Source organism: Pseudomonas sp. DC3200b2, from assembly GCF_049895785.1.
Classification (GTDB): domain Bacteria; phylum Pseudomonadota; class Gammaproteobacteria; order Pseudomonadales; family Pseudomonadaceae; genus Aquipseudomonas; species Aquipseudomonas massiliensis.
In genome coordinates this window covers 100,815-121,734 of sequence record NZ_JAFCTA010000008.1, presented here as the reverse complement: position 1 = coordinate 121,734, position 20,920 = coordinate 100,815, and the positions used below count along the sequence as shown (strand labels likewise).

The following is a 20,920-nucleotide window of genomic DNA, read 5'->3' as shown; positions in this document are numbered from 1 at the left end:
CGCAGGTATGATGCGCTCCCCCTTTTCTGTTCCAGCGTGGCCATGTTCAAGCTCAGCCTGCACCTTTGCTCCCCTTCCGACTCCCTTGCCAGCCAGGTGCAACGGCTGGCAATGGACGACCTCACCACGCTGAGCAGCGTCGCCCTGGCGCCAAGTAACCCCCTCTATCCCCTGTACCAGTACGTGTTCGGCCTGGAAATTCACCATTACCTGCAGAGCATGGCCGGCACGAAGGACCAGCCCGTGGAGCTGCTGTTGGCGATGGATACCGAGTCACCGGGCCGGATGCTGGGCTTCGCGCTCTACTTGCCAGCGCTGGGCGCCCCCCAGGCATGCACGCTGCTGTGCCTGGCGGTCATCCCCAGCCATCGTCGCCAAGGCATTGGCGCCGCCTTGCTGGAAGAAATGACCGCTCGCTATCCGCACGCCGAGGCGACCTGCTCCGTGGCCACCTTCGACTGGTTCGCCGCCCAAGGCTGGCACGCGCTGGGCGCCAGCGGGCCCCAACTGGTGGTCGGCACCCGGCGCGCCCGGGCGGCAGGTACAGTAAGGCGGCTGGACCTGGCGCCCTTGTTCGCGACCTTGGAAGTGCGGCAGATTCACGCCTATCTGCTCAAGCAGCATGGCCGCAAGGCCATGCTTCAGGCAGAGAAGCAACGGGATTATCGACTGGACCAACTGACCTGGCAGGCTGCCGAACTGTTGAGGTCGCGACAGGCGTAGGCGCCTCCGGCCTCAGGCGCTTCCAGGTCCGTGCCCAGCAAGCCTCTGGTAAACCGGCGCCTGCGCTCTGTATGCTGCCGCTAAAGGAGGTGCCTGATTGAATAGCTTCAACAACAGTATGCTGGCCCTGGGGTTGCTGGGGCTGGCCGCTTGCAGCCACCAGCCCCAACCCGACGCCCCCACGCCGGAACAGGTCCGTAGCGCCATCGTCAAGCTACTGCCCCCCTCGGCCAGTGATCGCCAGGGCTGGGCGCAGGATATCCAGACCGCCTTCGATACTCAGGCATTGGCGCCAACCGCCGACAACCTTTGCTCGGTGATTGCGGTAATCGAGCAGGAGTCCAATTTCCAGGTGGACCCGCAAGTCCCGGGCCTTGGCCGCATCGCTCGCCAGGAGATCGACCGGCGCGCCGCCCGCGCCCATGTTCCGGGTTTCCTGGTCGAGGCTGCCTTGGGCATCCGATCCCCTACGGGGCGTACCTATGCCCAGCGCATCGCCAGCGCTCGGTCCGAGCGGGAGCTGAGCGAGACGTTCGACGACTTCATCGGCATGGTGCCCCTGGGGCAACAGCTGTTCGGCAACTTCAACCCGGTCAAGACTGCCGGCCCGATGCAGGTGGCGGTGGCCTTCGCCGAAGCCAACGCGCGGGGCTACCCTTACCCTTACAAGGGCTCGCTGCGCCAGGAGGTGTTCACCCGTCGTGGCGGCCTGTACTACGGCACCGCGCACCTGCTCGGGTATCCGGCGCCCTACACCGAGCCCCTGTATCGCTTCGCCGATTTCAACGCTGGCCACTATGCCAGCCGTAACGCCGCTTTCCAGGCGGCCCTGAATCGCCTGGTCAAGGCGCGCCTGGCATTGGATGGAGACCTGATCAACTTCAGCAGCGCCACTCCCGGCCAGACTGAACTGGCCGTACGCTCCCTTGGCACGCGCCTGAACCTGAGCGACGGCGAGATCCGGCGCAGCCTGGAAAAAGGTGACAAGCCGGACTTCGAGCAAACCTATCTGTATCGCCGGGTATTCGACCTGGCCGATCAGGTCGCCGGCCGTCCGGTACCCCGTGCCATCTTGCCGGGCATCACCCTGGAAAGTCCGAAAATTACCCGCCATCTCACCACCGCCTGGTTCGCCAAGCGCGTGGATGAGCGCAGAGCAAGGTGCGTCGGGCGCGAGTGACGCAGCCCGCGGCCCGGATGCCCTACCCAGCGCGCCGTCAACGTTTTTGATTGAAAGGGCGGTTTCGTCAACGATTTCGCGTGAAAACAGGCTTTTGTTAACGTTTTCACGGGGCCGTCAACGTTTTCGCGTAGAATCCTTGCTTTGGTAATGGTTTCGAGCAGACCGAGGGTTCATATGCAGGTAGGCTTCCAAGTGCTAGCCGATCGATACCAGATTGGCCTCGTGCAGCCATTAAGGGCTCATTCATTCATTGGCAACACGCGAAAAATCAAGGAGCAGCCTGGCCTAACGGAAAATATTTACCCGGCAAGCTATAAGCCCACCGACAGCTTTGCCGGCCATTTCGAGTTCGGCCTCAAGTATGAAGAAATCCATCTTGAGTTCTTTGCCCGCCTGTTCCAGGTCGTTGGCCCTGACCCTATTGTTCAATGGTGCAGGCTTTCACCTTTGGCACAGAACGCCCGCCGCGCCGGTTTTCTATTCGAGTGGCTCACAGGCCAACGATTGGATGTTCCGGATGTTGCCAAGGGCGCCTATATCGACGTGGTGGCTGAGGAGCTCTATCTGACCCGCGTGGTGCCCATACGTATCAAGCGGTGGCGAATCAACCATAACTTGCCCGGCACAGCAGCGTTCTGCCCGCTGGTTCGTCGCACGCCAGAACTTCAAATGGCTTTGCGCTTCGACCTCAACATGGCGTTGAGCGATCTGAATCGAAACTTCGGCCAGGATATCTTGATGCGCACCGCGAGCTGGTTGACTTTCAAGGAGTCTCGGGCGAGTTTCCTTATCGAAAGGGAGGCCGACCAGGCCGATAGAATCCAGCGGTTTGCTCACGTCATCGCCAAGTACTGTGGTCATATCCAGGCGCCGTTAACAGAAACCAGCCTGCAAACATTACAAAAGGCGATCCTGGGCCATGATGCCATTGGGCTTGGGCTAAGGCGCTCGCCTGTGTTCGTTGGCCAAGCCACCATGCGCGAAGACATCGTGCATTACATAGCACCGCCTTTCGAGCGATTGCCTGACTTGCTCCAAGGCCTGGAAACTTTCGAGCAATGCACGCGCGGGGCCGAGCCGCTGGCCCGAGCCGCGGCGGTCGCTTTTGGTTTCGTCTATATACATCCCATGCGCGATGGCAACGGGCGTATTCATCGATTCCTGATCAACGACGTTCTGCTGCGCGACCAAGCCATACCCGATGGCGTTATCCTGCCAATATCCGCGACTATCACGCGTTCCCTGGATTTTCGAGCCCGCTATGATCGGACGCTTGAGGTATTTTCGCGCCCCTTGATGCAGCAATACGGGCACGCTCATCGATTCGGCGATCTGGTTCGCTACGAAGACGGTACCTTGAGCAATTTCATTTTCGACAATTACGAAGAGGCCCTCTTCGCCTGGCGTTATCCGGATCTCACTGAGCATGTGCTCTATACCGCGCAGGTAGTCGAACATACCGTCCGGGTTGAGATGGTTGATGAAGCGCGCACGCTGGTGGTATTCCAACAAGCGCGTGAACGGCTAAAGGAGGTAGTGGAAATGCCCGATCAGGATGCCAACCGTATCATCCGTTCGCTCAAGGAAAACGGCTGGGAAATTTCCGGCAAGCTGAAAAAAACCTATCCGCAGTTAGCCGAGGGTCGCCGAGCCGCTCAGGTAGTCGAGGCTGTACGCTCCGCATTCGACGAATGAGGCACACCGTGAGGGGCTGAGCACCGGGCGCTGGCTTGGTGAACGTCAGCCAGTTGGCTGCCTGGCGAGCAACCCCAGGGCGAGGGGCGCGCAACTCTCTCACCCTATAGCGAAAAATAGCAACACGCCATCATTCCTGAGCTTTTTGACACAATCGGCAACCCTGCCTATACCTGAGGCTTCCACTTCAGCATGCAGGGTAGCCCCATGGATAGCCGCAGCCCTGGTCAGCCTCGGCAGTCGACCACTCTCCCCTTTTCCAGTGCAAGCTCCAGGTTCCGTCCCTCGCGCCTGGGTCTGGCCGTGGTCGCGGCGATCGGCCTGATGGCCGCTCAACAGGCGGAAGCCGGCGGTAGCTGCAGTGGCTCGCGCACCACCATCAGCGGCTCCATCAGCCAGGGCTGTACCTTAGGCCGCAATCAGTCGGTGACCCTTACCCAGAGCGGCGCCATCGAGGTGCAGGAAGGCGCGGCCGTGACTATCCAGCATGCCGCCGTCGGCACGAACCGCGTCATCAATGACGGGACTCTCAAGGGTGAACGCGGCATCCAGGTGGTCGAGACCCTGTTCACCGGGAAGCTGCAAAACACGGCCACTGGTGTGATCGAGAGCCGTGGCGACGGCATCGGCCTTTCTGGCAGCATGCTGACCGGAGACATCCTCAATGCCGGGCAGGTCAGCACCACCCAAGCCGCCGCGCTGAGCATAGTCAATAGCACCGTCCAAGGCTCCCTCCGCAACAGCGGCACCCTGGCCGCTGAACGCGACAATGCCTACGGTCAGTATGGGTTGCAAATCCACGACAGCGTCATCACCGGTGACCTGCGCAACAGTGGCGAGATCTTCAGTGGTTCGACCCAGGTCAGCCTGCGCAACAGCGCCCTTGGCGGTAGTTTTGTCAACTCTGGGAACATTGGCGGGGCTACCCGCCCGCTGATGATCGATCAGCTAACGATCAAAGGGGATTTCATCAACTACGGCTCCATCCATGCCTTGGACGATGGCAGCAGCATAAACCGGCTCACCCTGGAAGGACGTTGGATCAACCAAGGCGACATCAGCGCCGGTATCACTGGGCTGGCCCTGGCCAACAGTGATCTGCGCGCGGCATGGTGAACGTCGGAACCCTGTCGGGCGGTTCCAATACCATCATTCGTAACAACACCATGGCCAGCTTCGAAAACAGCGGCACCATCGACAGCTACACCGGGGCGCTGGTCTTCACCAATAACCGGATCACCGGGAATTTCCTCAACAGCGGCACCATCAAGACCAACAACACCGGCTACGCCGCGATTATTCTGAGCGGGTCCACCATCGGTGGCAGTTTCGTCAATAGCGGGACCCTCTATGCCGGGCGCCACGGCGGCCGGGCATTGCTAGCGGAGGGTGGCGGCGTGGAAGGTGATTTCGTCAATGCCGGCGTCATCGAAGGCAGCAACGGGCTGGTGCTGGACGGTTTCCGCGTCGGCGGCGATCTGCTGAACCACGGCTCTGTCACCACCGGTGAGTTCAACGATAACGAAGGCGACAACCTCAATCTGAGCAAGGTGTCCATCGAAGGCAGTTTCATCAACACGGGCCGCCTGGAAGCGGACCGGGACGCTGTGTTCATCGCCCAGAGCCAGATCGGCAAGGATTGGCTCAACACCGCAAGCATCCGCGGCGAAAACGGAGTTTACCTGGCCCAGAGCCATGTCCATGGCAGCGTCTTGAACCAAGGCACCGTGCAAGGCCAGGACAGGGGGCTGGCCGTAGTGAGCTCGCAGATCGACGGCCGCCTGGTCAATGAAGGCAGTGTCCAAGGAGGCGTGGACTCATTGACCCTATTCGAAAGCACGCTGGGCGGCGACCTGGTCAACCGAGGTCGGATCATGGGTGGCTCCGGCATGGCCATCAGTGGCAGCACGGTCGGAGGCAGCTTCATCAACCAGGGCAGCATCCTGAGCAATCTCTCACCCACGGGCATCTACCGCAGCACCATCGAAGGCCGTACCAGCAATTACGGCGTGATCGGCAGCCAGTACAACGGTCCGTACGACTACAGCGGCCTGTCTGTCAGCGGAAGCACGCTGGTCGGCGAATTCACCAATGCCGGTCAAATTTTCGGCGCGGGTACCAGTACCGCCCTGGATATCCGCGATTCCACCTTGAGCGCGCGCCTGAGTAACCGAGGCACTATTTCCGGGGAAAGCGCCCTGGTCATTCGTGATAGCCAGCTTAGCACCATCGTAAATACGGGCGCGCTCAACGGCCAGGCGCAGGGACTGCGCATCGAAGGCAACAGCAGCATCAGTGGCGGGCTGGTGAATGCGGGCCTTATCGCTGGTAGCCGCTACGCGCTGTACGTAGCCCCGGAAAGCCGCCTGTCTGACCTGTATCTGGCAGGCAACGACACCGCCCGCTTCGCCGGAGCCGTATACGCGCCCGCCACCACCGCCACGCTCTACAGCAATGCCACCTATACCTTGCAGGCCCAGGACAGCTGGACGCTGGATACCTTCGTGAACCGCGGCACTTTGAACCTGGCGTCCCCCAGTGCCCGCGCGGCCAGCCCGGCCACCCTGAACGGGGACTACACTCAACGCGGCGGGTCCATCCTGCGCACGGAAGTATTGGACCAGACCCACTACGGCAAGCTGGTGGTAAGCGGCACCGCCACCTTGCCCAGCGATGCCCGGATCGACGTAGACGTGGCCAACGCCAGCCAACCCTTCAAGGTCCAGCAATTGGCGGACGTGCTCAGCGCTGGCACCCTGCGCTCGGACGGAACCTTCCGGGTAAGCACCAATTCGGCGTTGTTTGACTTCGCCGCGGTGAAGGACGGCAATACCGTGGACCTCACCCTGGCGCCCAAGTCGGCCAACGGCATAAGTGCCGTGGTAGCCAGCGCAGGCCTGACCCAGGCCGCGGGCGCTGCCCAGGCGCTTGACAACGCCCTGGGCCAGGGCAGCGCCAGCGCCCTGGCGCCTTATTTCGTATCCGCCACCAGTGGCAGCGAAGTGGCCAGCGCGGCACTGCAGACACTTCCGCTGGGTAATGCCAGCCTGCGGGCCAGCCAGGCAGCGCTGGGCGAGATCAGCCAAGCGCTGCAGGACCGCCTGGTACCGGCCAGCCCAGAGCGCCTGACTCTCGCACCCACCGCAAGCCTTTGGGCCAAACCCTTGCGCAGCCAGGCAAGCAGCGCCTCCGGCCGCAGCGGCGGCAGCGGTCAGGTGCTGGGCCTGGACACGCGAGCCTCCGCTACTCAACGCGTAGGGTTGGCGTTCGCCTACGCAGCCGGCGACACCCAGGACAACGCCTGGGGCGGCAACCGGGGCAGTCACGTAGACCTGTGGCAGTTCACGGGCTACAGTGCTCATACTCTGGCACCGGCTACCGAACTGCTGTTCTATGCGGGCGCGGGCCGTGGCAGTGCTACAGGCCAACGCAGCATCAGCCTGGCCGGGGCCAGCGGCAAGGCCCGGGCCGAATACGCCAGCCTGGCGGCAACCTTCGGCGCCAGCCTGGGCCACGCCTACGCCCTGGGAAGCGGCACGCGAGTGGTGCCTTCGCTGCGGCTGGACTACAGCCATCTACGTGACGAGGCCTACCGCGAGCGCGGCGGTAGTGCCGTGTCGCCCCTGTTGCTGAGTGTGGACGCGCGTGAAACGGACCAGCTCATCATCGGGCTGGACGGGCGCCTGGAACATCACTTCGCTGAACAGGGCGGCAGGCTGCAGATCGATCTGGGCGTAGGCTACGACCTGATCAACGATCCGGGCACGCTGACTGCCCGCTTCGCTGGCGCCCCAGGCCAGCCCTTCGAGACGCACGGTAGCGACGCCAGCCCATGGGTAACCCGGGTGGGGCTCGCTTGGGTGACTCCCTTGACAGCGAGCGGCGCCGAGCTGTCGATCAACTACAGTACCCAGCGGCGCAGCGATTACGAAGATTCGGCCGCGACCGTCAAGGTAGCGATGCCCTTCTGACGGCCCAGGGGTCGTTCCAAGCCTGCGGCATAGCGCCGCGGGCGCGGAAACATTATCGGACCGAATCGGCATAGGCAACGTCAACCAGGGGTGGTAGATTCCCCGGCCATGATTGTTGCTCGCTCATCCCTCGCCCAGACCGCCCGCTGGCTATGCCTGCTGGTGCTGGTCAACGGCTGGGTGTGTGCCCTGGGTCATGGCCAGATGCTCGCACCTCTGTTTGGTCACAAAGCGCCGGCAACTCATCACGGCGGTGGCATGCACATGGAAATGGCCGCCCCGCATGGCACCATGAAGGGCACCATGCATAGCGAAATGCACGCCATGGCCGACAACGCAGCCATGGCTGACATGCCGGGCCCGGCGGGCTCGCCGCCTTCCTCGATGGGCACCCTGCATGGCCTGTTCAGCGAATGTTTCTTTGCCGGCTCCTTGCCCCTGGCGGTGTTGCTATTCACGGTGCTCGGCTGGCTGGCGCGACACCGTCGCGTGCGGCCACCCACCATTCGCCAAGCCTGGCGCCAGCCTCCCCGCTCGTTCTTCCCTGCGCTCAATCCACAGGCGCCTTGATCGTCCTCAGTCGTTCCCCGAACCGCGCTCCGTTCGCCTGGCATCGCTGACCGCGAGGTCAGGAGACGCGCACGATTTGATCGGCTTGCCGCCCGTTCGCGGCTGAGCAGGCCACTGCTGAGCTAAAGCTTATGACTGCGTTACGCGTTACCCCCCTACTCCCGCAGGCAAGTCGTCTGCGCCGAGCTGTAGTGCTTACCCTGGGCGCGGTTGCCGCCCTTCCTGCCCTGGCGCAGGGGCAAGTCGTTGAGACCGTCGAAGGTAGAAAAGAGAAAGCCGTACTGCTCGACACCACCGTGGTGACCGCCGTACAGCAGCGTTCTGCGCTGACCGTGGTGACCAACCCCAAAGATCCTCGCCAACCGGTGCCGGCCAGCGACGGCACGGATTATCTCAAGACCATCCCGGGCTTCGCGGCCATCCGCAATGGCGGCACCAATGGCGATCCGGTACTGCGAGGCATGTTCGGCTCCCGTCTCAATATTCGCACCGATGGCGGCCTGATGCTCGGGGCCTGCCCTGCGCGGATGGATGCGCCCAGCTCATACATCGCGCCGGAAACCTTTGACCGGCTGACTGTGATCAAAGGCCCGCAAACCGTGCTCTGGGGCCCTGGCGCGTCGGCGGGCACCGTGCTGTTCGAGCGTGAGCCGGAGCGATTCGCTGCCCTGGGCGGCCGATTGGATGGCAGCGTGTTGATAGGCTCCAACGGCCGATTCGACCGCGTGCTCGACGGGGCGCTGGGCGGACCTGAGGGCTACCTGCGCTTCATGGGCAACAAGGCCCAGGCCGATGACTACCTTGATGGCAGCGGCGCCACCGTGCCGTCGCGCTGGGCCAAATGGAATGGTGAAATGGCCGCGGGCTGGACCCCCGACGCCGATACCCTGCTCGAATTCACCGCTGGCAAGGGCGATGGCCTGGCTCGCTATGCCGGACGCGGCATGGACGGTACCCAATTCCAGCGGGAAAGCCTTGGCCTGCGCTTCGAGAAGCGCAGCATCGGCCAGGTGCTCGAGAAGGTCGACGCCCGTCTGTACTACAACTATGCCGATCATGTGATGGACAACTTCCGCCTGCGTATGCCTTCACCCGGCAGCATGATGCCCATGCCCATGGCCTCCGAGGTGGACCGTCGCACCTTGGGCGGCCGCCTGGCGGCTACGCTGGCGTGGTCCGACTTCCGGCTGGAGACAGGCGTCGATGCCATGCGCAGCGAGCACCGCAAGCGAAGTTCCACTTACAACATGATGACTGGACAATACGCTGATACCGACGCGTTCGCCTGGGAGCGGGACGCTACCATGCACGACTACGGCGTCTTCGGCGAGTTGACCTGGTACGCCAGCGAGCAGGGGCGAGTGATCGGCGGCCTGCGGCTCGATCGTGCCGACGCCACGGACTATCGCAGCTCGGTGAAGAGAATGGGCATGAACATGGCTAACCCTACCAGAGGCGAACGGCGTAGCGAAACCTTGCCCAGCGGCTTCGCCCGTTATGAGTATGACCTGGCCAATTCCCCCACTACCTTTTACGCCGGGTTGGGTCACGTGCAGCGCTTTGCCGACTACTGGGAGCTGTACTCGGCCGCCCGTGGGCCGACGGGCTCGACCAATGCCTTCGAAGGGCTCAAACCGGAGAAGACCACGCAGCTGGACATAGGCGCGCAATACAATGGCGATACTCTGGAGGCCTGGGTTTCTGCCTATGTGGGGGTGGTGCAGGATTACATGCTCTTCGATTACAGCACCGCCACGGGCATGAGTACCAGCCAGGTCCGCAATGTACAGGCGCGCATTCTGGGCGGGGAGCTGGGGGGCGGCTATCAGCTGGACGATCACTGGAAAGGCACGGCCAGCCTGGCCTACGCCTGGGGCGAGAACAGCACCGACCATCGCGCCCTGCCGCAGATCCCACCGTTGGAGGCGCGCCTGGGCCTGACCTACAGCCATGATCGATGGAGCGCGGGCGCGCTCTGGCGCCTGGTCAGCGCACAGCACCGCGTGGCCATCGGGAGTGGTAATGTGGTGGGCCAGGACTTTAGCAGCTCCGCGGGGTTCGGCGTGCTCTCGGTTAATGGCGCCTACCGGTTGAACCGCCATTGGAAGGTCAGCGCCGGGGTGGACAACCTGTTCGGCAAGACCTACACCGAGCACCTTAACCTGGCCGGTGACGCCGGTTTCGGCTACCCCGGCGACAGGGCCATCAACGAGCCTGGCCGAACGCTGTGGAGCAAGCTCGACTTCAGTTTCTAACCTTATCGACCCACCCGCGGGCCTGGCTGCAGGCCAGAGCCCGCGCTTGATTGGCGGAAGCCCCCAGACAATGACATATCTGACACGACGCCAGCTGCTCGCCGGCAGCGGCGTACTGACCCTAGGCACCCTGGCAGGGTGCGACGCGGGCAATAGCCTGAACTTCAAATACGGCAAGAACCTGAGCAACGAAGTGATGGGCCGTACCTTCAAGCTGCAGGACCCCCAAGGCAATCCCAAGTCCATCTCCAGTTACTGGGGCCAGATGCCCATGGTGTTCTTTGGCTTCACCCAATGCCCGGCGGTTTGCCCCACCACCCTGGCCCGGGCGGCCCAGGCCAAGCGCCTGATGGGTCGTGATGGTCCGCGCCTGCAAGTGGTGTTCATCACCCTGGATCCGGAGCGGGATACGCCTGAGGTGCTCGACCATTATGTGAAAGCCTTCGACCCCAGCTTCGAAGCCCTTACCGGTACGCCGGAGCAGATCGCCGCCACGGCCAAGGAATTCAAGGTGTTCTATGAAAGAGTACCGGTAGGCGACAGCTACACCATTTCCCATACCGCCACCTGCTACGTGTATGACTCTCGCGGCAACCTGCGCCTCGGCCTGCCGGCCTCCCTTAACGCACAGGAATGCGCCGAGGACCTGCTTACTTTGATGGAGTTGTGCTGATGACGCTGTTCAAACCTGCCCGCCTGTTCGCCTTGACTGCCCTGCTTTCGGCAACCCCCGCCTTCGCCCAGACCCAGGTCAGCGATGCCTGGGTACGCGCGGCGGTACCCGGCCAACCGGCCAGCGGCGCCTTCCTTACCCTCACCGCCGATACCCCTTCTCGCTTGCTGGACGTACAGTCGCCTATCGCTCGTGAGGCGCAAATCCATGAAATGCATATGGAAGGGGATGTGATGCGCATGCAACGGGTACCTTCCGTGGAGCTTCCCGCCCACCAGCCGGTGGCCTTCACGCCTGAGGGTTACCACATCATGCTCATGGGCCTGACCGGGCCGGTAACGGTTGGCGACAGCGTGCCGCTGACCCTTACGGTGGAAGACGACAAGGGCGCGCGGCAGACGCTGACCGTGCAGGCGCCGGTCAGGCCCCTGGACGCGGGCGGGAATATGCACTCGATGCATTGAGCGGCTAACCGCCAGGTGGGTAGCCTCCTACCAGTGGGAGCTAGCGATAGCTAGCGAACCTCGTGGAAGCAGCGGCAGTTGCCGAATCAGCGCAATTGTTCGACAGCGATTCCCCAGCTGGCGCTGGGTCCCACAGTGTCCCGGTTCATGGGCGCCTTTAGCATACCGAGACAAAGTAGGCTCGCCCTGGAGGCGAAGCCTCAGGGGGCTACGGTGAACCCATACTGCCCCTCGCTGTGATGGGTATCCACCGAGACCGCGCGCCACCTTACTTGGTAGCGCCCCGGCGCCAGGGGTTTGTCCGGCGTCACCACCAATTCCGTATTGTCACCCGGCGCAGTGGCGAGGTTTTTCACCGTTACCGGTTCGCCCTCAAGGGTCAGGGTAACCTTGCTGAAGGCCGGCTCGACTCCTTCTGAAAACTTCAGGCGTAAGGCCGTCGGGGATTGGGCGGTGCTGTCCGCGGCCGGGGTTTGCCCGGTCAAGTGCGCATGTGCCAGGGCGGTTTGGCTAGCAAGGGTGAGCGCCACGGCAACCACGCTAGCAAGGCTTTTGAGCATCGAGAAATCCCTCAGGGGTCAGGATGAAAGACCAGGCAACGGGGGTTGGCCTGGGTACGGTTCCGTCAGTTGGAGCCGCCAGCGGCCATAATGACTCAACTGAATGCGCGCCAAAGGCTGCACATCGATCGAGTGGAATGCCATTGGCGGTGCGCCCAGCACATGCAGCATCGCAGCGCGGATCACCATGGGGTGGGTGACCGCCAGCCAATGCCCGGGCCGGGCGAAGCCTTCCAGCCAGGCCGCGACACGCTGACAAAGCTCGGTCACGGACTCCCCGCCCGGCGGGGCGACGCAAACGTCCGTCTGCCAGGCCTGGAGCGCGGCAGGCTGCTCGCGCTGCAGCGTCTTGAGCGACATACCGGCCCAACGCCCCAGACCGTAGTCGCGCAAGTCGGGGTCCACCTCTGGCGTCAGGCCCCACCCTTCGACGGTCTGCCGCGCTCGCCATTCTGGCGCGCTCAGGCAAGCCGCTGGTTCTCCGACGTACCTGGCTAGACCGCTCGGGTCACGCAATCCATCTTCATGGGATGGGAAACGCCCCGTACGCTGAGCGTCGGTGAGGGCGTGACAGACGAGTGCAAGCTGGATCGGGACCATTGAGCTGGATCGCTGGGAAAGAACAGCCTGCCACTGCAGGCAAAGAGGTTGCCATCATAGGCCGTCAATCGACCAAGCGCAGCAGGCGCAGCTCGTGCTTCCTCGTTTCACCATTGTTGGCGGGCGAACCGCGGGTTACCTACCCACTCAAAGTGCATATAACCTCTCTTCTGGCTCGCCCCCCAGTCTGGACCCAAAAGGAAGGCCCCATGAACCGCAACATGCTCAACCTTGTCACCGCCCTCGCCTGCTGCGCCGCTCTGACGGGTTGCTCAACCGCCACGGTGGTGACGCTCCAAGACGGCACCGAATACGTCACCAAAGACGCCCCGAAAACCAGAAGCAAAGACGGCTTTTACGAATTCGAGGATATTTCTGGCCGCCAGGTGAAGGTGCGGGCCGAGGATGTGGCCACGGTGAAGGAAGAAGACTGACCACCCGGCTCCCCCTTTGTGGCGAGACGTTATCCGGAGCGCGTTGAAAATGGATGTCTACAGGATCGAGCTGATCGATGGCCAATGGGCACTGCTCAAGGCCCATGGCTACAAGCCCCTGCTGACCGCGGCGGACCAGACGCCGCTGTTGGCACACGTCCAGGCCCTGACCCAGGGCAAGGGGGCGGTGGTGCGGTTCGAGGCCGAGCATGGCCTCCGGGAGCTTCGGGTCGGTGCGTTCGACGACCAGGGGCTGAACGGCCTGCCTTGATCGCCCTGTCAGCTTCCACTGGTCGGATCGCGAGCCACTCAGGCTGACCCTTCGCCGCTTGCGAAAAGTCCACCCCTCAGGCTCCGTCAGGCCCCGCCCGGCGAGCGAAGCGGCATTACAACGAAGGGATCAGCCGTGTCCCTGGCCTGAGCGAGAACAGACATGGATACCTTTTCCGGACTTCTGGATTTGAAGGGAACGCCGCTGCATAAGCAGCAGTTCACCTGGCGGGAACTGGCGACTCGACCGATCAGCAAGCTGGACGACGACGCCACCACGCGCATTCGTATCATCCTCATGAACGGCATCGAGACCGAGGCCTTGCGCCTCAAGCACATAGGCGCGCGCTTCCATCGCGAACTACAGCCTCACCTGGCGCATATCCGCCGCGTGGAGCACCACCAGGCAACCGCCATCAACTGGCTGATCGCCGGTGACCATTCCCCTCTCGAAACGACAATCGCCTACGAGCAGGTCGCTATCGAAGTCACGGCGGCGGTGGCTCAGAACGAGCCAGACCCGTACCAGGCGCAATCCTACCGGTTCGGGCTGCTGGAGGACTTCGACCACCTGTACCGCTATTCAGCCATGTATGACCGGCTCGAAGGCAAGGACCCGAACAATATCCTGCAGGGCTACACGGACGTTATCCCCGGTCGCCCCACCAGCCAGCAGCATCGTAACCCTGGCGATGACCTGCGGGAGGGTTACGACAAAGCCACCGCGCAGCTGATCACCAAGATCCATGCGGCGATGATCACCAGTTCCGAGTACCAGACCCACGATTACTACATGAATATTGGCAACACCTTTGCCGATCCTGTGGCGCGGGCGCTCTACGCTGAAATCGCCTCGGTGGAAGAGCAGCATGTCACCCAGTACGAGTCCTTGATGGATGCCAGCGAAACCTTCCTGGAAAAATGGCTGGTTCACGAGGCCATGGAGGTCTACGCCTATGCCAGTTGCGCCGAGCAGGAAGACAACCCTCGAGTCAAGGCCTTGTGGGAGCGTTTTCTGGACTATGAACTGGGCCACCTGCACTTCGTGAGCGAGCTGTTCAAGAAGTTCGAACACCGGGACCCGGCGCAAGTGCTGGTAGGTGGCCTGCCCAGGATGCGCCCACTCAAGCGCAACCGCGAGTTCATACGCCACACCCTGGCCCAGGAAGTGGACCTGCGCGCCCACGGCATCAACTACGTGCCCCGCGTCCAGGAGGACAAAGCGTCCGTGGAGTACCGCAACCATCTCAACGGCGAGGGTATTCCCTCGGATATCGCTTCGGCCGGGTACATCTGGACGCCGGGTACCGAACTCTTTCGCAAACCTTGAGGACTCGTCATGACCACTTCCGCTCCCCTGGGCTTGAACCGCACCGGGGCCCAGATGTCGCCACAGGACACCAAGCGCCAGCTCGAGGCCACCGAACAGTTCGGGCCAGACGTGCCCGGCAGCGCGCTGCGCATTACCGAAGAACGGGTGCGCTGCATCCGCGAACAGCGCCAGGCCGGCGAACAGGTTGGCTCCGTGCCGCCTCCGGGAACGCTCAAGGGCGTGGTCAAGACTGGCGTGGACATGCTGATGGGCAAGCGGCCCGAGCTGTTCCTGGACAAGCTCGGTGAACGCCTGGGCTACGAACGCACCGGGGTACGCCTGTATGAAGCCTTCCTGGCGAAGGTAGAAGCCGCGCCCGATGCTTGCCCGGACATGCTGCAAACCCTGCGCGACATCCAGCGGCAGGAAACCGAGCACCTGCAGTTGCTGCGCGAAGCCATTGAAAGCCTGGGGGCTGACCCTACCGCAGTGACGCCCTGCGCCCAGGTAGCCGGGACCATGGCCCAGGGCATCATGCAAGTGTTGACCGATCCACGGACCAACATGGCCCAGTGCTTGAACGCCATGCTGACCCTCGAGCTGACCGACAACGCTGCCTGGGAACTGCTGATCGAGCTGGCCCAGCAGGCCAATCATCCGCAGCTTGCCGCCAGCTTCGAGGAGCCCTTGCGCCACGAGGAAGAGCACCTGGTAACCATCAAGGCGCTGTTGCGCGAATCGCTCAAGGCGCAGCTCAGCTAGGGCACTGGAACACTTATACCTAGGCGGCACCCTTGGCCGCCATCTACCCAGGAGACCACCATGATCGACGACGACCATATCCGCCAGCGGGCCTATGAACTCTGGGAACTGGCCGGCAAGCCGGACGGGGACCCGGAGGACAACTGGCATTCGGCACGGGAACAGCTGATCGCCGAACAACAGCCCGCGGCCCAGAACACCCTGGACTCAGTCGGCGGTAGCGGCCAGTCCGGAATCAGCCAACCCGTGCCAGGCACCCGGGCGCCGGGCTGAGCTCAGCTCGAATTGCGATAGCAGCGTGGCGGGCCCGTTCGATGTTAGGCTCCGTATGAAAAGTTGGCGAGCGTGGGCTGGACAAGCCTGGTTGTAACACGGCCGAGCCGAGCGCCGTCACTTTTCGTACAGAGCTTGAGCTCGCCTGCCATTCTGCCGAGCATGACCACGGATGATCACCCCTTTCAGACGTTACTCCCGCCCCGTCAATCTCCTGCTTACCAGTTCATTCGTACTCACCTTGGCGCGAGCGATCAGCTTGCCGTTCCTGGTGGTGTACCTGTCTTCGAGCTTCGGGCTCGGCATCGCCGCCATTGGTGCCATGGTGGGGGGCGCACTGGTCGGCGGCTCTCTGCTGAGCCTGTACGGTGGATATTTGACCGATCGCTGCTCGAACTACAGCCTGATCCTGAGCTACGCCGCCTGCTTCATCCTGGGTTTCGTCGGGATGCTGCTGACGTCGGATGTACGCTGGTTCTTCGTGTTCCTGGTTGCATTCAACTTTGCCTATTCGGTCATGGATGTGGTGGTAAAGGCCTCGTTTGGCCGGCTGCTGCCAGCGGCCGAGCAGCCGAAGGTTTTTTCGGTGCGCTACACCTTGATCAATATGGGCTATGCCATCGGGCCGTTTCTTGGCGCATGGCTGGCGCAAGCGCACCTGAAGTTGCCATTCGCGGTGTCGGCGCTGCTGGGGTTGGGTTTCCTGTTGGTCTATGCCCGCTGGGGTGAGCGCCATCCAGGCGCGGCTGCCGATCTCGCCTCGCCCTCTTTCCTGGCGGTGGGTCGGGTGCTGTTGGCGGATCGCCGGCTGGTCTGCTTTACCTTGGGCGGTTTGCTTAGCGCCGTGGTGTTCGGCCAATTCACGGCCTACCTGTCGCAATACCTAGTCAGCACAGGGAGCGCCACGGCGGCCTATCCCGTCATCAGTACTCTGGTGGCGGTGAATGCGGTGGTGGTGGTCACGCTTCAATATGGGGTGGGGCGGCGTATCGACCCCCAGCGGCTGCAAGCATGGCTCACGGCGGGGTTGGCGCTTTTTCTCATCGGCATCCTTGGCTTCGCCCTGGCCGAACAGGTCTGGCAATGGGGCCTGGCCATGGCGGTATTCACCCTTGGCGAAATCATCGTCTTCCCGGCCGAGTACATGTTTATCGATCGCATAGCACCGCCCCACCTTCGCGGGATGTACTACGGTGCCCAGAACCTGGCCAACCTGGGGGCGGCGCTGGGGCCCGTCCTATGTGGCTGGGTGCTGGCCGTCTTGGCACCCGGATGGATGTTCGTGATGCTCGCTGGGTTTATCGTCGCGGGCGGATTGGCGTACTCGGTAGGCGCAAGGCTGGCTGCCAGCCCTGCCTGAGCCTCGCTGCAAGCGGCGCGCTGCTCATCCTAAAGCAATCCCGGGTCATCGATGGGGCTTGTACGCTTAGATAAAGACGCTGTGGGACCCAGCGCCAGCTGGGGAATCGCTGCCGAACCATCGCGATCATTCGGCCGCTACCGCTGCGTCCCACAAGCATAGGATGTGACTTACGACGGCACCCCTTGCTCGGCTTCGATTTGAGCGGGCCGATAGCTCGGATAATCGATGAAGCCTTGCTCACCGCCGCCATAAAGGCCGGCCTGTTGCAGGGGATTGAGCGGCCAGCCATTGGCGATGCGCGCGGGCAGGTCCGGGTTGGCGATGAACGGCCGGCCGAATGCGACCATGTCCGCCAGCCCGGTTTTCAGCATGCGCTCGGCGCGCTCGGCGGTATACAAGCCGGCATAGAGGATACGGCCGGTGAATGCCGCCCTGACCTCGCGACGAAACGCCTCTGGCAGTTCCGGAGCGTTGGCCCAGTCAGCCTCAGCGATGGACAGATAACCCACCTGCTGAGCCTCGAGCTCACGGATGGCGGCCAGGTAGGTCTCGCGTGGATCGTCTTCGACGAACCCGATATAGACACGATCCTCATCGGTGCTGGTGAACAACGGAGCGAAGCGCACGCCCAGGCGTTGCGGCCCCACCACGGCAGCGACCGCTTGCACCACTTCGCGCAGGAAGCGCAGACGGTTTTCCAGGGAGCCGCCATACTCATCCGTGCGTTGGTTGGCGTGGCTGGAAATGAACTGGTTGATCAGGTAGCCGTTGGCTGAATGAATCTCCACGCCGTCGAAGCCGGCCTCCATAGCGTTGCGCGCCGCCTGGGCGTAGAGCGCCACCAAGGCCTTGATCTCGGGGACGCTAAGCGCTCGCGGAATCGAAGGCTGCACCAGTTCACCGGTACCCACGCCGGTTTCGATGAACGCCTTGACGTTGTTCGCCTGGAGGGCAGAAGGCGCTACCGGAGCGGCGTTCCCGGGCTGCAGCGCCTGGTGGGATACCCGACCCACGTGCCACAACTGGGCGAAAATCAGTCCGCCTTCGGCGTGCACCGCCTCGGTTACGCCACGCCATCCTTCGATCTGTGCCTGGCTGTAGATGCCCGGCGTCCAGGCATAGCCCTTGCCGCGGGGCTCGATCTGCGTGCCTTCGCTGATGATCAGGCCGGCGTCGGCGCGCTGTTGGTAATAACGGGCCATGAGCGCGGTCGGTACATCGCCGGGCTGGCCGCTGCGCTGGCGGGTGAGCGGCGGCATGACGATACGGTTTTTCAGCGTAATGGGTCCAAGGGCCAGGGGTTGGAACAGTGCGGAGTGCCGCATGGAATGTCCTCTATGACTAGATTGGTTGGCGGCCAGCTGGGAGCTTGGCCGCTGAAGTGATGGGGAGTCGCCAGAGCGCTCTCTTTCGTAGCTGCTCAGACGCGGGCGGTGAGCTGGTGGATGAGCACCCGCGCGGCTTCGCTCGACGAGCCGGGGTTCTGGCCGGTGATCAACAGGCCATCGCTCACTACATAGGAAGCCCAGTCATTTCCCTTGGAATACAGGCCGCCCTGGGCCTGGAGCATATCCTCGACCAGGAAAGGCACCACATCGGTCAGGCCCACCGCGGCTTCCTCACTGTTAGCGAAACCCGTTACCCGCCTGCCCTGCACCAAGGACTCGCCGTCGGGCCTTTTCACGTGACGCAACACGCCCGGAGCATGGCAGACCAGGGCAGTAGGCTTGCCCGCCGCGTAGAAGGCTTCGATCAATTCAATGGAAGTCGGGTCTTCGGCCAGGTCCCACAGAGGGCCATGACCACCGGGGTAGAAGATAGCGTCGAAATCGGCCGCCGAGACGCTGTCCAGTCGCACGGTGTTGGCGAGCCGAGTGGTCGCGACAGGGTCGGCTTCGAAGCGGCGAGTGAGGTCCGTCTGGAATGAAGGCTCGTTGCTTTTTGGGTCCAGTGGTGGCTGGCCGCCTTTTGGGGACGCCAGGACAATTTCTGCCTTGGCGTCGAGGAAGGCATAGTAAGGCGCCGCCAGCTCTTCGAGCCAGAAGCCGGTCTTGCGCCCCGTATTGCCGAGGGTGTCATGGGAGGTTAATACCATAAGGATCTTCATGGGGTGACTCCTTGGCTGCGTAGATAATGAAGTAGCGGGGCACTCTTAATAGACCGGTCGTCTACAATCAGTTTGTAGCTTCAGCGCCTTAGCCTTGGCAGATAGCGTCAGGTGAACAACGGCTCAAAAGCAGCCTATCGCGACCTTTCAGGCTCATGCTTATCCAACACCAACCACATTACTTTAAATTAGACCGGTCGTCTAGGACCTTCTGACTTCTTCTACCGGCGATCAAGCGGGGAACGCCGGCGCTTCGCTCGCTAGGCTCGGCTGAAGTGGAGTATCTGTCGGGTGGTCGTCAGGGCGGTTTCGAAGGGCTTCATGTTGCGAGCGATCTTCACCATCACGCTCGCGCCGACCCAAAGCTGATACAGGCTTTGCGCGACTGCATAGGGGTCGCCCTCGATAGTCAGGGAGCCTTCAGTAACACCGGCTTCGATCGCCAGGGCAAGTCGATCAGTGATACCTGAGGTACCTCGCTGGAGAACGGCCCGCATGGGTTCAGAGAGGTCGGCCACTTCGACTCCCAACTTGACTGCCAGGCACTTGCCCTGGCATTCCAGGAAGGACTGGTTCTGCTGCCAGGCTGTCCAGTAGTTCATCAAGCGCTGGGCCATGCTCAACCCTGGCTGAGCGAGGATCTGGTCAAGTTCTTCGAGGTAATCCTCGAAGTAATCCTCCAGCAAGGCTTCGCCAAAGGCATCCTTGGATTCGAAGTAGTGATAGAACGAGCCCTTGGGCACGTCCGCGGCCGCCAGGATTTCTTTCAGGCCCACCGCGGAATAGCCCTTGGCGGCCATGATCCGCTGGCCGACCTCCAGTATTTCCTGGCGGGTGTCGGAGGATTCGCGTGTCTTGTGAGTGCTCATGCGCCTGATCTTATACCTGGCTAGGCGGCCGGTCTACTTGAGCCCTCGGGAACCGCCATCTTCTGACTGGTGCAAGCACGGCTCCAGGTAGAGTCGAGCATTCTGAATCAAAATCGCTCCTGCGGCCCAAGGTACCGCCACTGCCCAAGCGGCAGCTTGCCCATGGACACGCCACCCAGGCGCAAGCGCCGCAGGCTGACAACCGTCAACCCGACCGCCGTGCATAACTGCGCCACTACGCCCGGGGTTGGGGCTTTCAGGGCGATGCGCAGGTGGGATTCGTTCTGCCAGCTGGCCTTGACCGCGGGGAGCGCCTGCCCTTTGGCGGTGGCGCCGCGCTTGAGCCGCTCGAGGCCGTCGGCCTGCAGGGTGCCCTGCACTTCCACCAGGTATTCCTGTTCGAGCTTGCCGAACTCGGCGGTGAGCTTGCGGGCGGTGCGCCAGTCCTGGGTGAACACCTGTAGTCCGGTGGCGCCGGGCTGCAAAGGTGCCAGGCAGCGCAGCTGACGAAAATGCCCCTTGAGCACTCGCTTGCCTGTATCGAAGGCGGCCGCCTGGCTTTGCGGCGTGATCGAAGCCAGGGCGGCCGTTTCGTCAAGGCCCGGCGCCTGATTGAGCACCAGGGTCACCGGCTCCGGGGGTTCGGCCTTGGCGCCAGGCAATAACTGTACTTGCTGGTGCTGTACCTGAAACTGCGGCAGGTCCACTACTTCACCATCGACGGTGACCCAGCCGCCCTCGATGTACAGCTCCGCTTCGCGTCGGGAACAGCCGATGGCCTCGATCAGGCAGCGGGACAGGCGTTTTGCTTCAGTCATCAAGGGTAGCTCGGCATG

Annotated in this window: 21 protein-coding genes; 15 read left to right on the top strand and 6 right to left on the bottom strand. The window is 62.7% G+C overall.

Annotated features, from left to right (window positions below; translation table 11 throughout):
• The first annotated feature begins 42 nt into the window (after window positions 1-42).
• The 9 genes from ACP691_RS20000 to ACP691_RS19960 all read left to right on the top strand — a co-directional run bounded on the left by ACP691_RS20000 (window position 43) and on the right by ACP691_RS19960 (window position 11,534).
• On the top strand, window positions 43-723 hold the full coding sequence (locus tag ACP691_RS20000; RefSeq protein WP_426153547.1) for a GNAT family N-acetyltransferase: 681 nt from the start codon (window positions 43-45) through the stop codon (window positions 721-723).
• A gap of 118 nt (window positions 724-841) precedes the next feature.
• On the top strand, window positions 842-1,903 hold the full coding sequence (locus ACP691_RS19995) for a DUF1615 domain-containing protein (RefSeq protein ID WP_426153568.1): 1,062 nt from the start codon (window positions 842-844) through the stop codon (window positions 1,901-1,903).
• 177 nt (window positions 1,904-2,080) lie between these two features.
• Entirely contained in the window at window positions 2,081-3,601 is a 1,521-nt protein-coding gene (locus tag ACP691_RS19990) for a Fic family protein (protein ID WP_426153545.1), read from the top strand.
• A gap of 207 nt (window positions 3,602-3,808) precedes the next feature.
• Window positions 3,809-4,717 carry a hypothetical protein gene (locus ACP691_RS19985; protein ID WP_426153543.1) on the top strand — a complete coding sequence of 303 codons (909 nt, stop codon included), beginning with the start codon at window positions 3,809-3,811 and terminating at the stop codon, window positions 4,715-4,717.
• A complete protein-coding gene (locus ACP691_RS19980; protein ID WP_426153541.1) occupies window positions 4,711-7,572 on the top strand; it encodes an autotransporter domain-containing protein in 2,862 nt (953 codons plus the stop codon). The genes ACP691_RS19985 and ACP691_RS19980 overlap by 7 nt, the downstream gene beginning before the upstream one ends.
• A gap of 108 nt (window positions 7,573-7,680) precedes the next feature.
• Window positions 7,681-8,142: a hypothetical protein gene (locus tag ACP691_RS19975; protein ID WP_426153539.1), complete on the top strand. Its 462-nt coding sequence runs from the start codon at window positions 7,681-7,683 to the stop codon at window positions 8,140-8,142.
• Between the two features lie 131 nt (window positions 8,143-8,273).
• Window positions 8,274-10,397, top strand: a complete 2,124-nt coding sequence (locus ACP691_RS19970) for a TonB-dependent copper receptor (RefSeq protein ID WP_426153537.1) — start codon at window positions 8,274-8,276, stop codon at window positions 10,395-10,397.
• 70 nt (window positions 10,398-10,467) lie between these two features.
• Entirely contained in the window at window positions 10,468-11,070 is a 603-nt protein-coding gene (locus ACP691_RS19965) for an SCO family protein (RefSeq protein WP_426153535.1), read from the top strand.
• The gene (locus ACP691_RS19960; protein ID WP_426153533.1) at window positions 11,070-11,534 is read left to right on the top strand and encodes a copper chaperone PCu(A)C; all 465 of its coding nucleotides are present in this window, start codon (window positions 11,070-11,072) and stop codon (window positions 11,532-11,534) included. Before ACP691_RS19965 ends, ACP691_RS19960 begins: the two co-directional genes overlap by 1 nt.
• Before the next feature lie 200 nt (window positions 11,535-11,734).
• Here ACP691_RS19960 and copC read toward each other — a convergent pair whose 3' ends face one another.
• Window positions 11,735-12,094, bottom strand: coding sequence for a copper homeostasis periplasmic binding protein CopC (copC, locus tag ACP691_RS19955; protein WP_426153531.1), 360 nt, complete (start codon window positions 12,092-12,094; stop codon window positions 11,735-11,737).
• Window positions 12,095-12,112: 18 nt separating this feature from the next.
• Window positions 12,113-12,694, bottom strand: coding sequence for a histidine phosphatase family protein (locus ACP691_RS19950; RefSeq protein WP_426153526.1), 582 nt, complete (start codon window positions 12,692-12,694; stop codon window positions 12,113-12,115).
• A 209-nt stretch (window positions 12,695-12,903) separates the two neighbouring features.
• Between ACP691_RS19950 and ACP691_RS19945 the strand changes: the two genes are divergently transcribed.
• The 6 genes from ACP691_RS19945 (at window position 12,904) to ACP691_RS19920 (ending at window position 17,105) form a co-directional block, all read left to right on the top strand.
• Window positions 12,904-13,128 (top strand): YgdI/YgdR family lipoprotein, encoded by a 225-nt coding sequence (locus tag ACP691_RS19945; protein WP_426153524.1) that lies wholly within the window; start codon window positions 12,904-12,906, stop codon window positions 13,126-13,128.
• 49 nt (window positions 13,129-13,177) lie between these two features.
• Window positions 13,178-13,399: a hypothetical protein gene (locus ACP691_RS19940; protein WP_426153522.1), complete on the top strand. Its 222-nt coding sequence runs from the start codon at window positions 13,178-13,180 to the stop codon at window positions 13,397-13,399.
• Window positions 13,400-13,561: 162 nt separating this feature from the next.
• Complete coding sequence (locus ACP691_RS19935; protein WP_426153520.1) at window positions 13,562-14,728, top strand: hypothetical protein; 1,167 nt, start codon at window positions 13,562-13,564, stop codon at window positions 14,726-14,728.
• A 9-nt stretch (window positions 14,729-14,737) separates the two neighbouring features.
• Window positions 14,738-15,472, top strand: a complete 735-nt coding sequence (locus tag ACP691_RS19930) for a demethoxyubiquinone hydroxylase family protein (protein ID WP_426153518.1) — start codon at window positions 14,738-14,740, stop codon at window positions 15,470-15,472.
• A gap of 60 nt (window positions 15,473-15,532) precedes the next feature.
• Complete coding sequence (locus ACP691_RS19925; protein ID WP_426153516.1) at window positions 15,533-15,745, top strand: DUF2934 domain-containing protein; 213 nt, start codon at window positions 15,533-15,535, stop codon at window positions 15,743-15,745.
• Window positions 15,746-15,917: 172 nt separating this feature from the next.
• A complete protein-coding gene (locus tag ACP691_RS19920) occupies window positions 15,918-17,105 on the top strand; it encodes an MFS transporter (protein ID WP_426153514.1) in 1,188 nt (395 codons plus the stop codon).
• A gap of 170 nt (window positions 17,106-17,275) precedes the next feature.
• Here the strand turns inward: ACP691_RS19920 and ACP691_RS19915 are convergent, their stop codons facing one another.
• The 4 genes from ACP691_RS19915 to ACP691_RS19900 form a co-directional block, all read right to left on the bottom strand.
• Window positions 17,276-18,433 carry an alkene reductase gene (locus tag ACP691_RS19915; protein ID WP_426153512.1) on the bottom strand — a complete coding sequence of 386 codons (1,158 nt, stop codon included), beginning with the start codon at window positions 18,431-18,433 and terminating at the stop codon, window positions 17,276-17,278.
• 95 nt (window positions 18,434-18,528) lie between these two features.
• Window positions 18,529-19,215 carry a type 1 glutamine amidotransferase domain-containing protein gene (locus ACP691_RS19910; RefSeq protein ID WP_426153510.1) on the bottom strand — a complete coding sequence of 229 codons (687 nt, stop codon included), beginning with the start codon at window positions 19,213-19,215 and terminating at the stop codon, window positions 18,529-18,531.
• Window positions 19,216-19,475: 260 nt separating this feature from the next.
• The gene (locus tag ACP691_RS19905) at window positions 19,476-20,084 is read right to left on the bottom strand and encodes a TetR/AcrR family transcriptional regulator (RefSeq protein WP_426153508.1); all 609 of its coding nucleotides are present in this window, start codon (window positions 20,082-20,084) and stop codon (window positions 19,476-19,478) included.
• Between the two features lie 107 nt (window positions 20,085-20,191).
• Complete coding sequence (locus ACP691_RS19900) at window positions 20,192-20,902, bottom strand: rRNA pseudouridine synthase (RefSeq protein WP_426153506.1); 711 nt, start codon at window positions 20,900-20,902, stop codon at window positions 20,192-20,194.
• Window positions 20,903-20,920 lie beyond the last annotated feature (18 nt).

Bases quoted from the DNA above. Each gene is read 5' to 3' on its own strand.
- ACP691_RS20000 (WP_426153547.1), top strand. From the start codon at position 43: ATGTTCAAGCTCAGCCTGCACCTTTGCTCCCCTTCCGACTCCCTTGCC.
- ACP691_RS19945 (WP_426153524.1), top strand. From the start codon at position 12,904: ATGAACCGCAACATGCTCAACCTTGTCACCGCCCTCGCCTGCTGCGCC.
- ACP691_RS19935 (WP_426153520.1), top strand. From the start codon at position 13,562: ATGGATACCTTTTCCGGACTTCTGGATTTGAAGGGAACGCCGCTGCAT.
- ACP691_RS19960 (WP_426153533.1), top strand. From the start codon at position 11,070: ATGACGCTGTTCAAACCTGCCCGCCTGTTCGCCTTGACTGCCCTGCTT.
- ACP691_RS19905 (WP_426153508.1), bottom strand. From the start codon at position 20,084: ATGAGCACTCACAAGACACGCGAATCCTCCGACACCCGCCAGGAAATA.
- ACP691_RS19900 (WP_426153506.1), bottom strand. From the start codon at position 20,902: ATGACTGAAGCAAAACGCCTGTCCCGCTGCCTGATCGAGGCCATCGGC.
- ACP691_RS19910 (WP_426153510.1), bottom strand. From the start codon at position 19,215: ATGAAGATCCTTATGGTATTAACCTCCCATGACACCCTCGGCAATACG.
- ACP691_RS19940 (WP_426153522.1), top strand. From the start codon at position 13,178: ATGGATGTCTACAGGATCGAGCTGATCGATGGCCAATGGGCACTGCTC.
- ACP691_RS19980 (WP_426153541.1), top strand. From the start codon at position 4,711: ATGGTGAACGTCGGAACCCTGTCGGGCGGTTCCAATACCATCATTCGT.
- ACP691_RS19975 (WP_426153539.1), top strand. From the start codon at position 7,681: ATGATTGTTGCTCGCTCATCCCTCGCCCAGACCGCCCGCTGGCTATGC.
- ACP691_RS19990 (WP_426153545.1), top strand. From the start codon at position 2,081: ATGCAGGTAGGCTTCCAAGTGCTAGCCGATCGATACCAGATTGGCCTC.
- ACP691_RS19985 (WP_426153543.1), top strand. From the start codon at position 3,809: ATGGATAGCCGCAGCCCTGGTCAGCCTCGGCAGTCGACCACTCTCCCC.
- ACP691_RS19995 (WP_426153568.1), top strand. From the start codon at position 842: ATGCTGGCCCTGGGGTTGCTGGGGCTGGCCGCTTGCAGCCACCAGCCC.
- ACP691_RS19925 (WP_426153516.1), top strand. From the start codon at position 15,533: ATGATCGACGACGACCATATCCGCCAGCGGGCCTATGAACTCTGGGAA.
- ACP691_RS19915 (WP_426153512.1), bottom strand. From the start codon at position 18,433: ATGCGGCACTCCGCACTGTTCCAACCCCTGGCCCTTGGACCCATTACG.
- ACP691_RS19965 (WP_426153535.1), top strand. From the start codon at position 10,468: ATGACATATCTGACACGACGCCAGCTGCTCGCCGGCAGCGGCGTACTG.
- ACP691_RS19930 (WP_426153518.1), top strand. From the start codon at position 14,738: ATGACCACTTCCGCTCCCCTGGGCTTGAACCGCACCGGGGCCCAGATG.
- ACP691_RS19920 (WP_426153514.1), top strand. From the start codon at position 15,918: ATGATCACCCCTTTCAGACGTTACTCCCGCCCCGTCAATCTCCTGCTT.
- copC (WP_426153531.1), bottom strand. From the start codon at position 12,094: ATGCTCAAAAGCCTTGCTAGCGTGGTTGCCGTGGCGCTCACCCTTGCT.
- ACP691_RS19970 (WP_426153537.1), top strand. From the start codon at position 8,274: ATGACTGCGTTACGCGTTACCCCCCTACTCCCGCAGGCAAGTCGTCTG.
- ACP691_RS19950 (WP_426153526.1), bottom strand. From the start codon at position 12,694: ATGGTCCCGATCCAGCTTGCACTCGTCTGTCACGCCCTCACCGACGCT.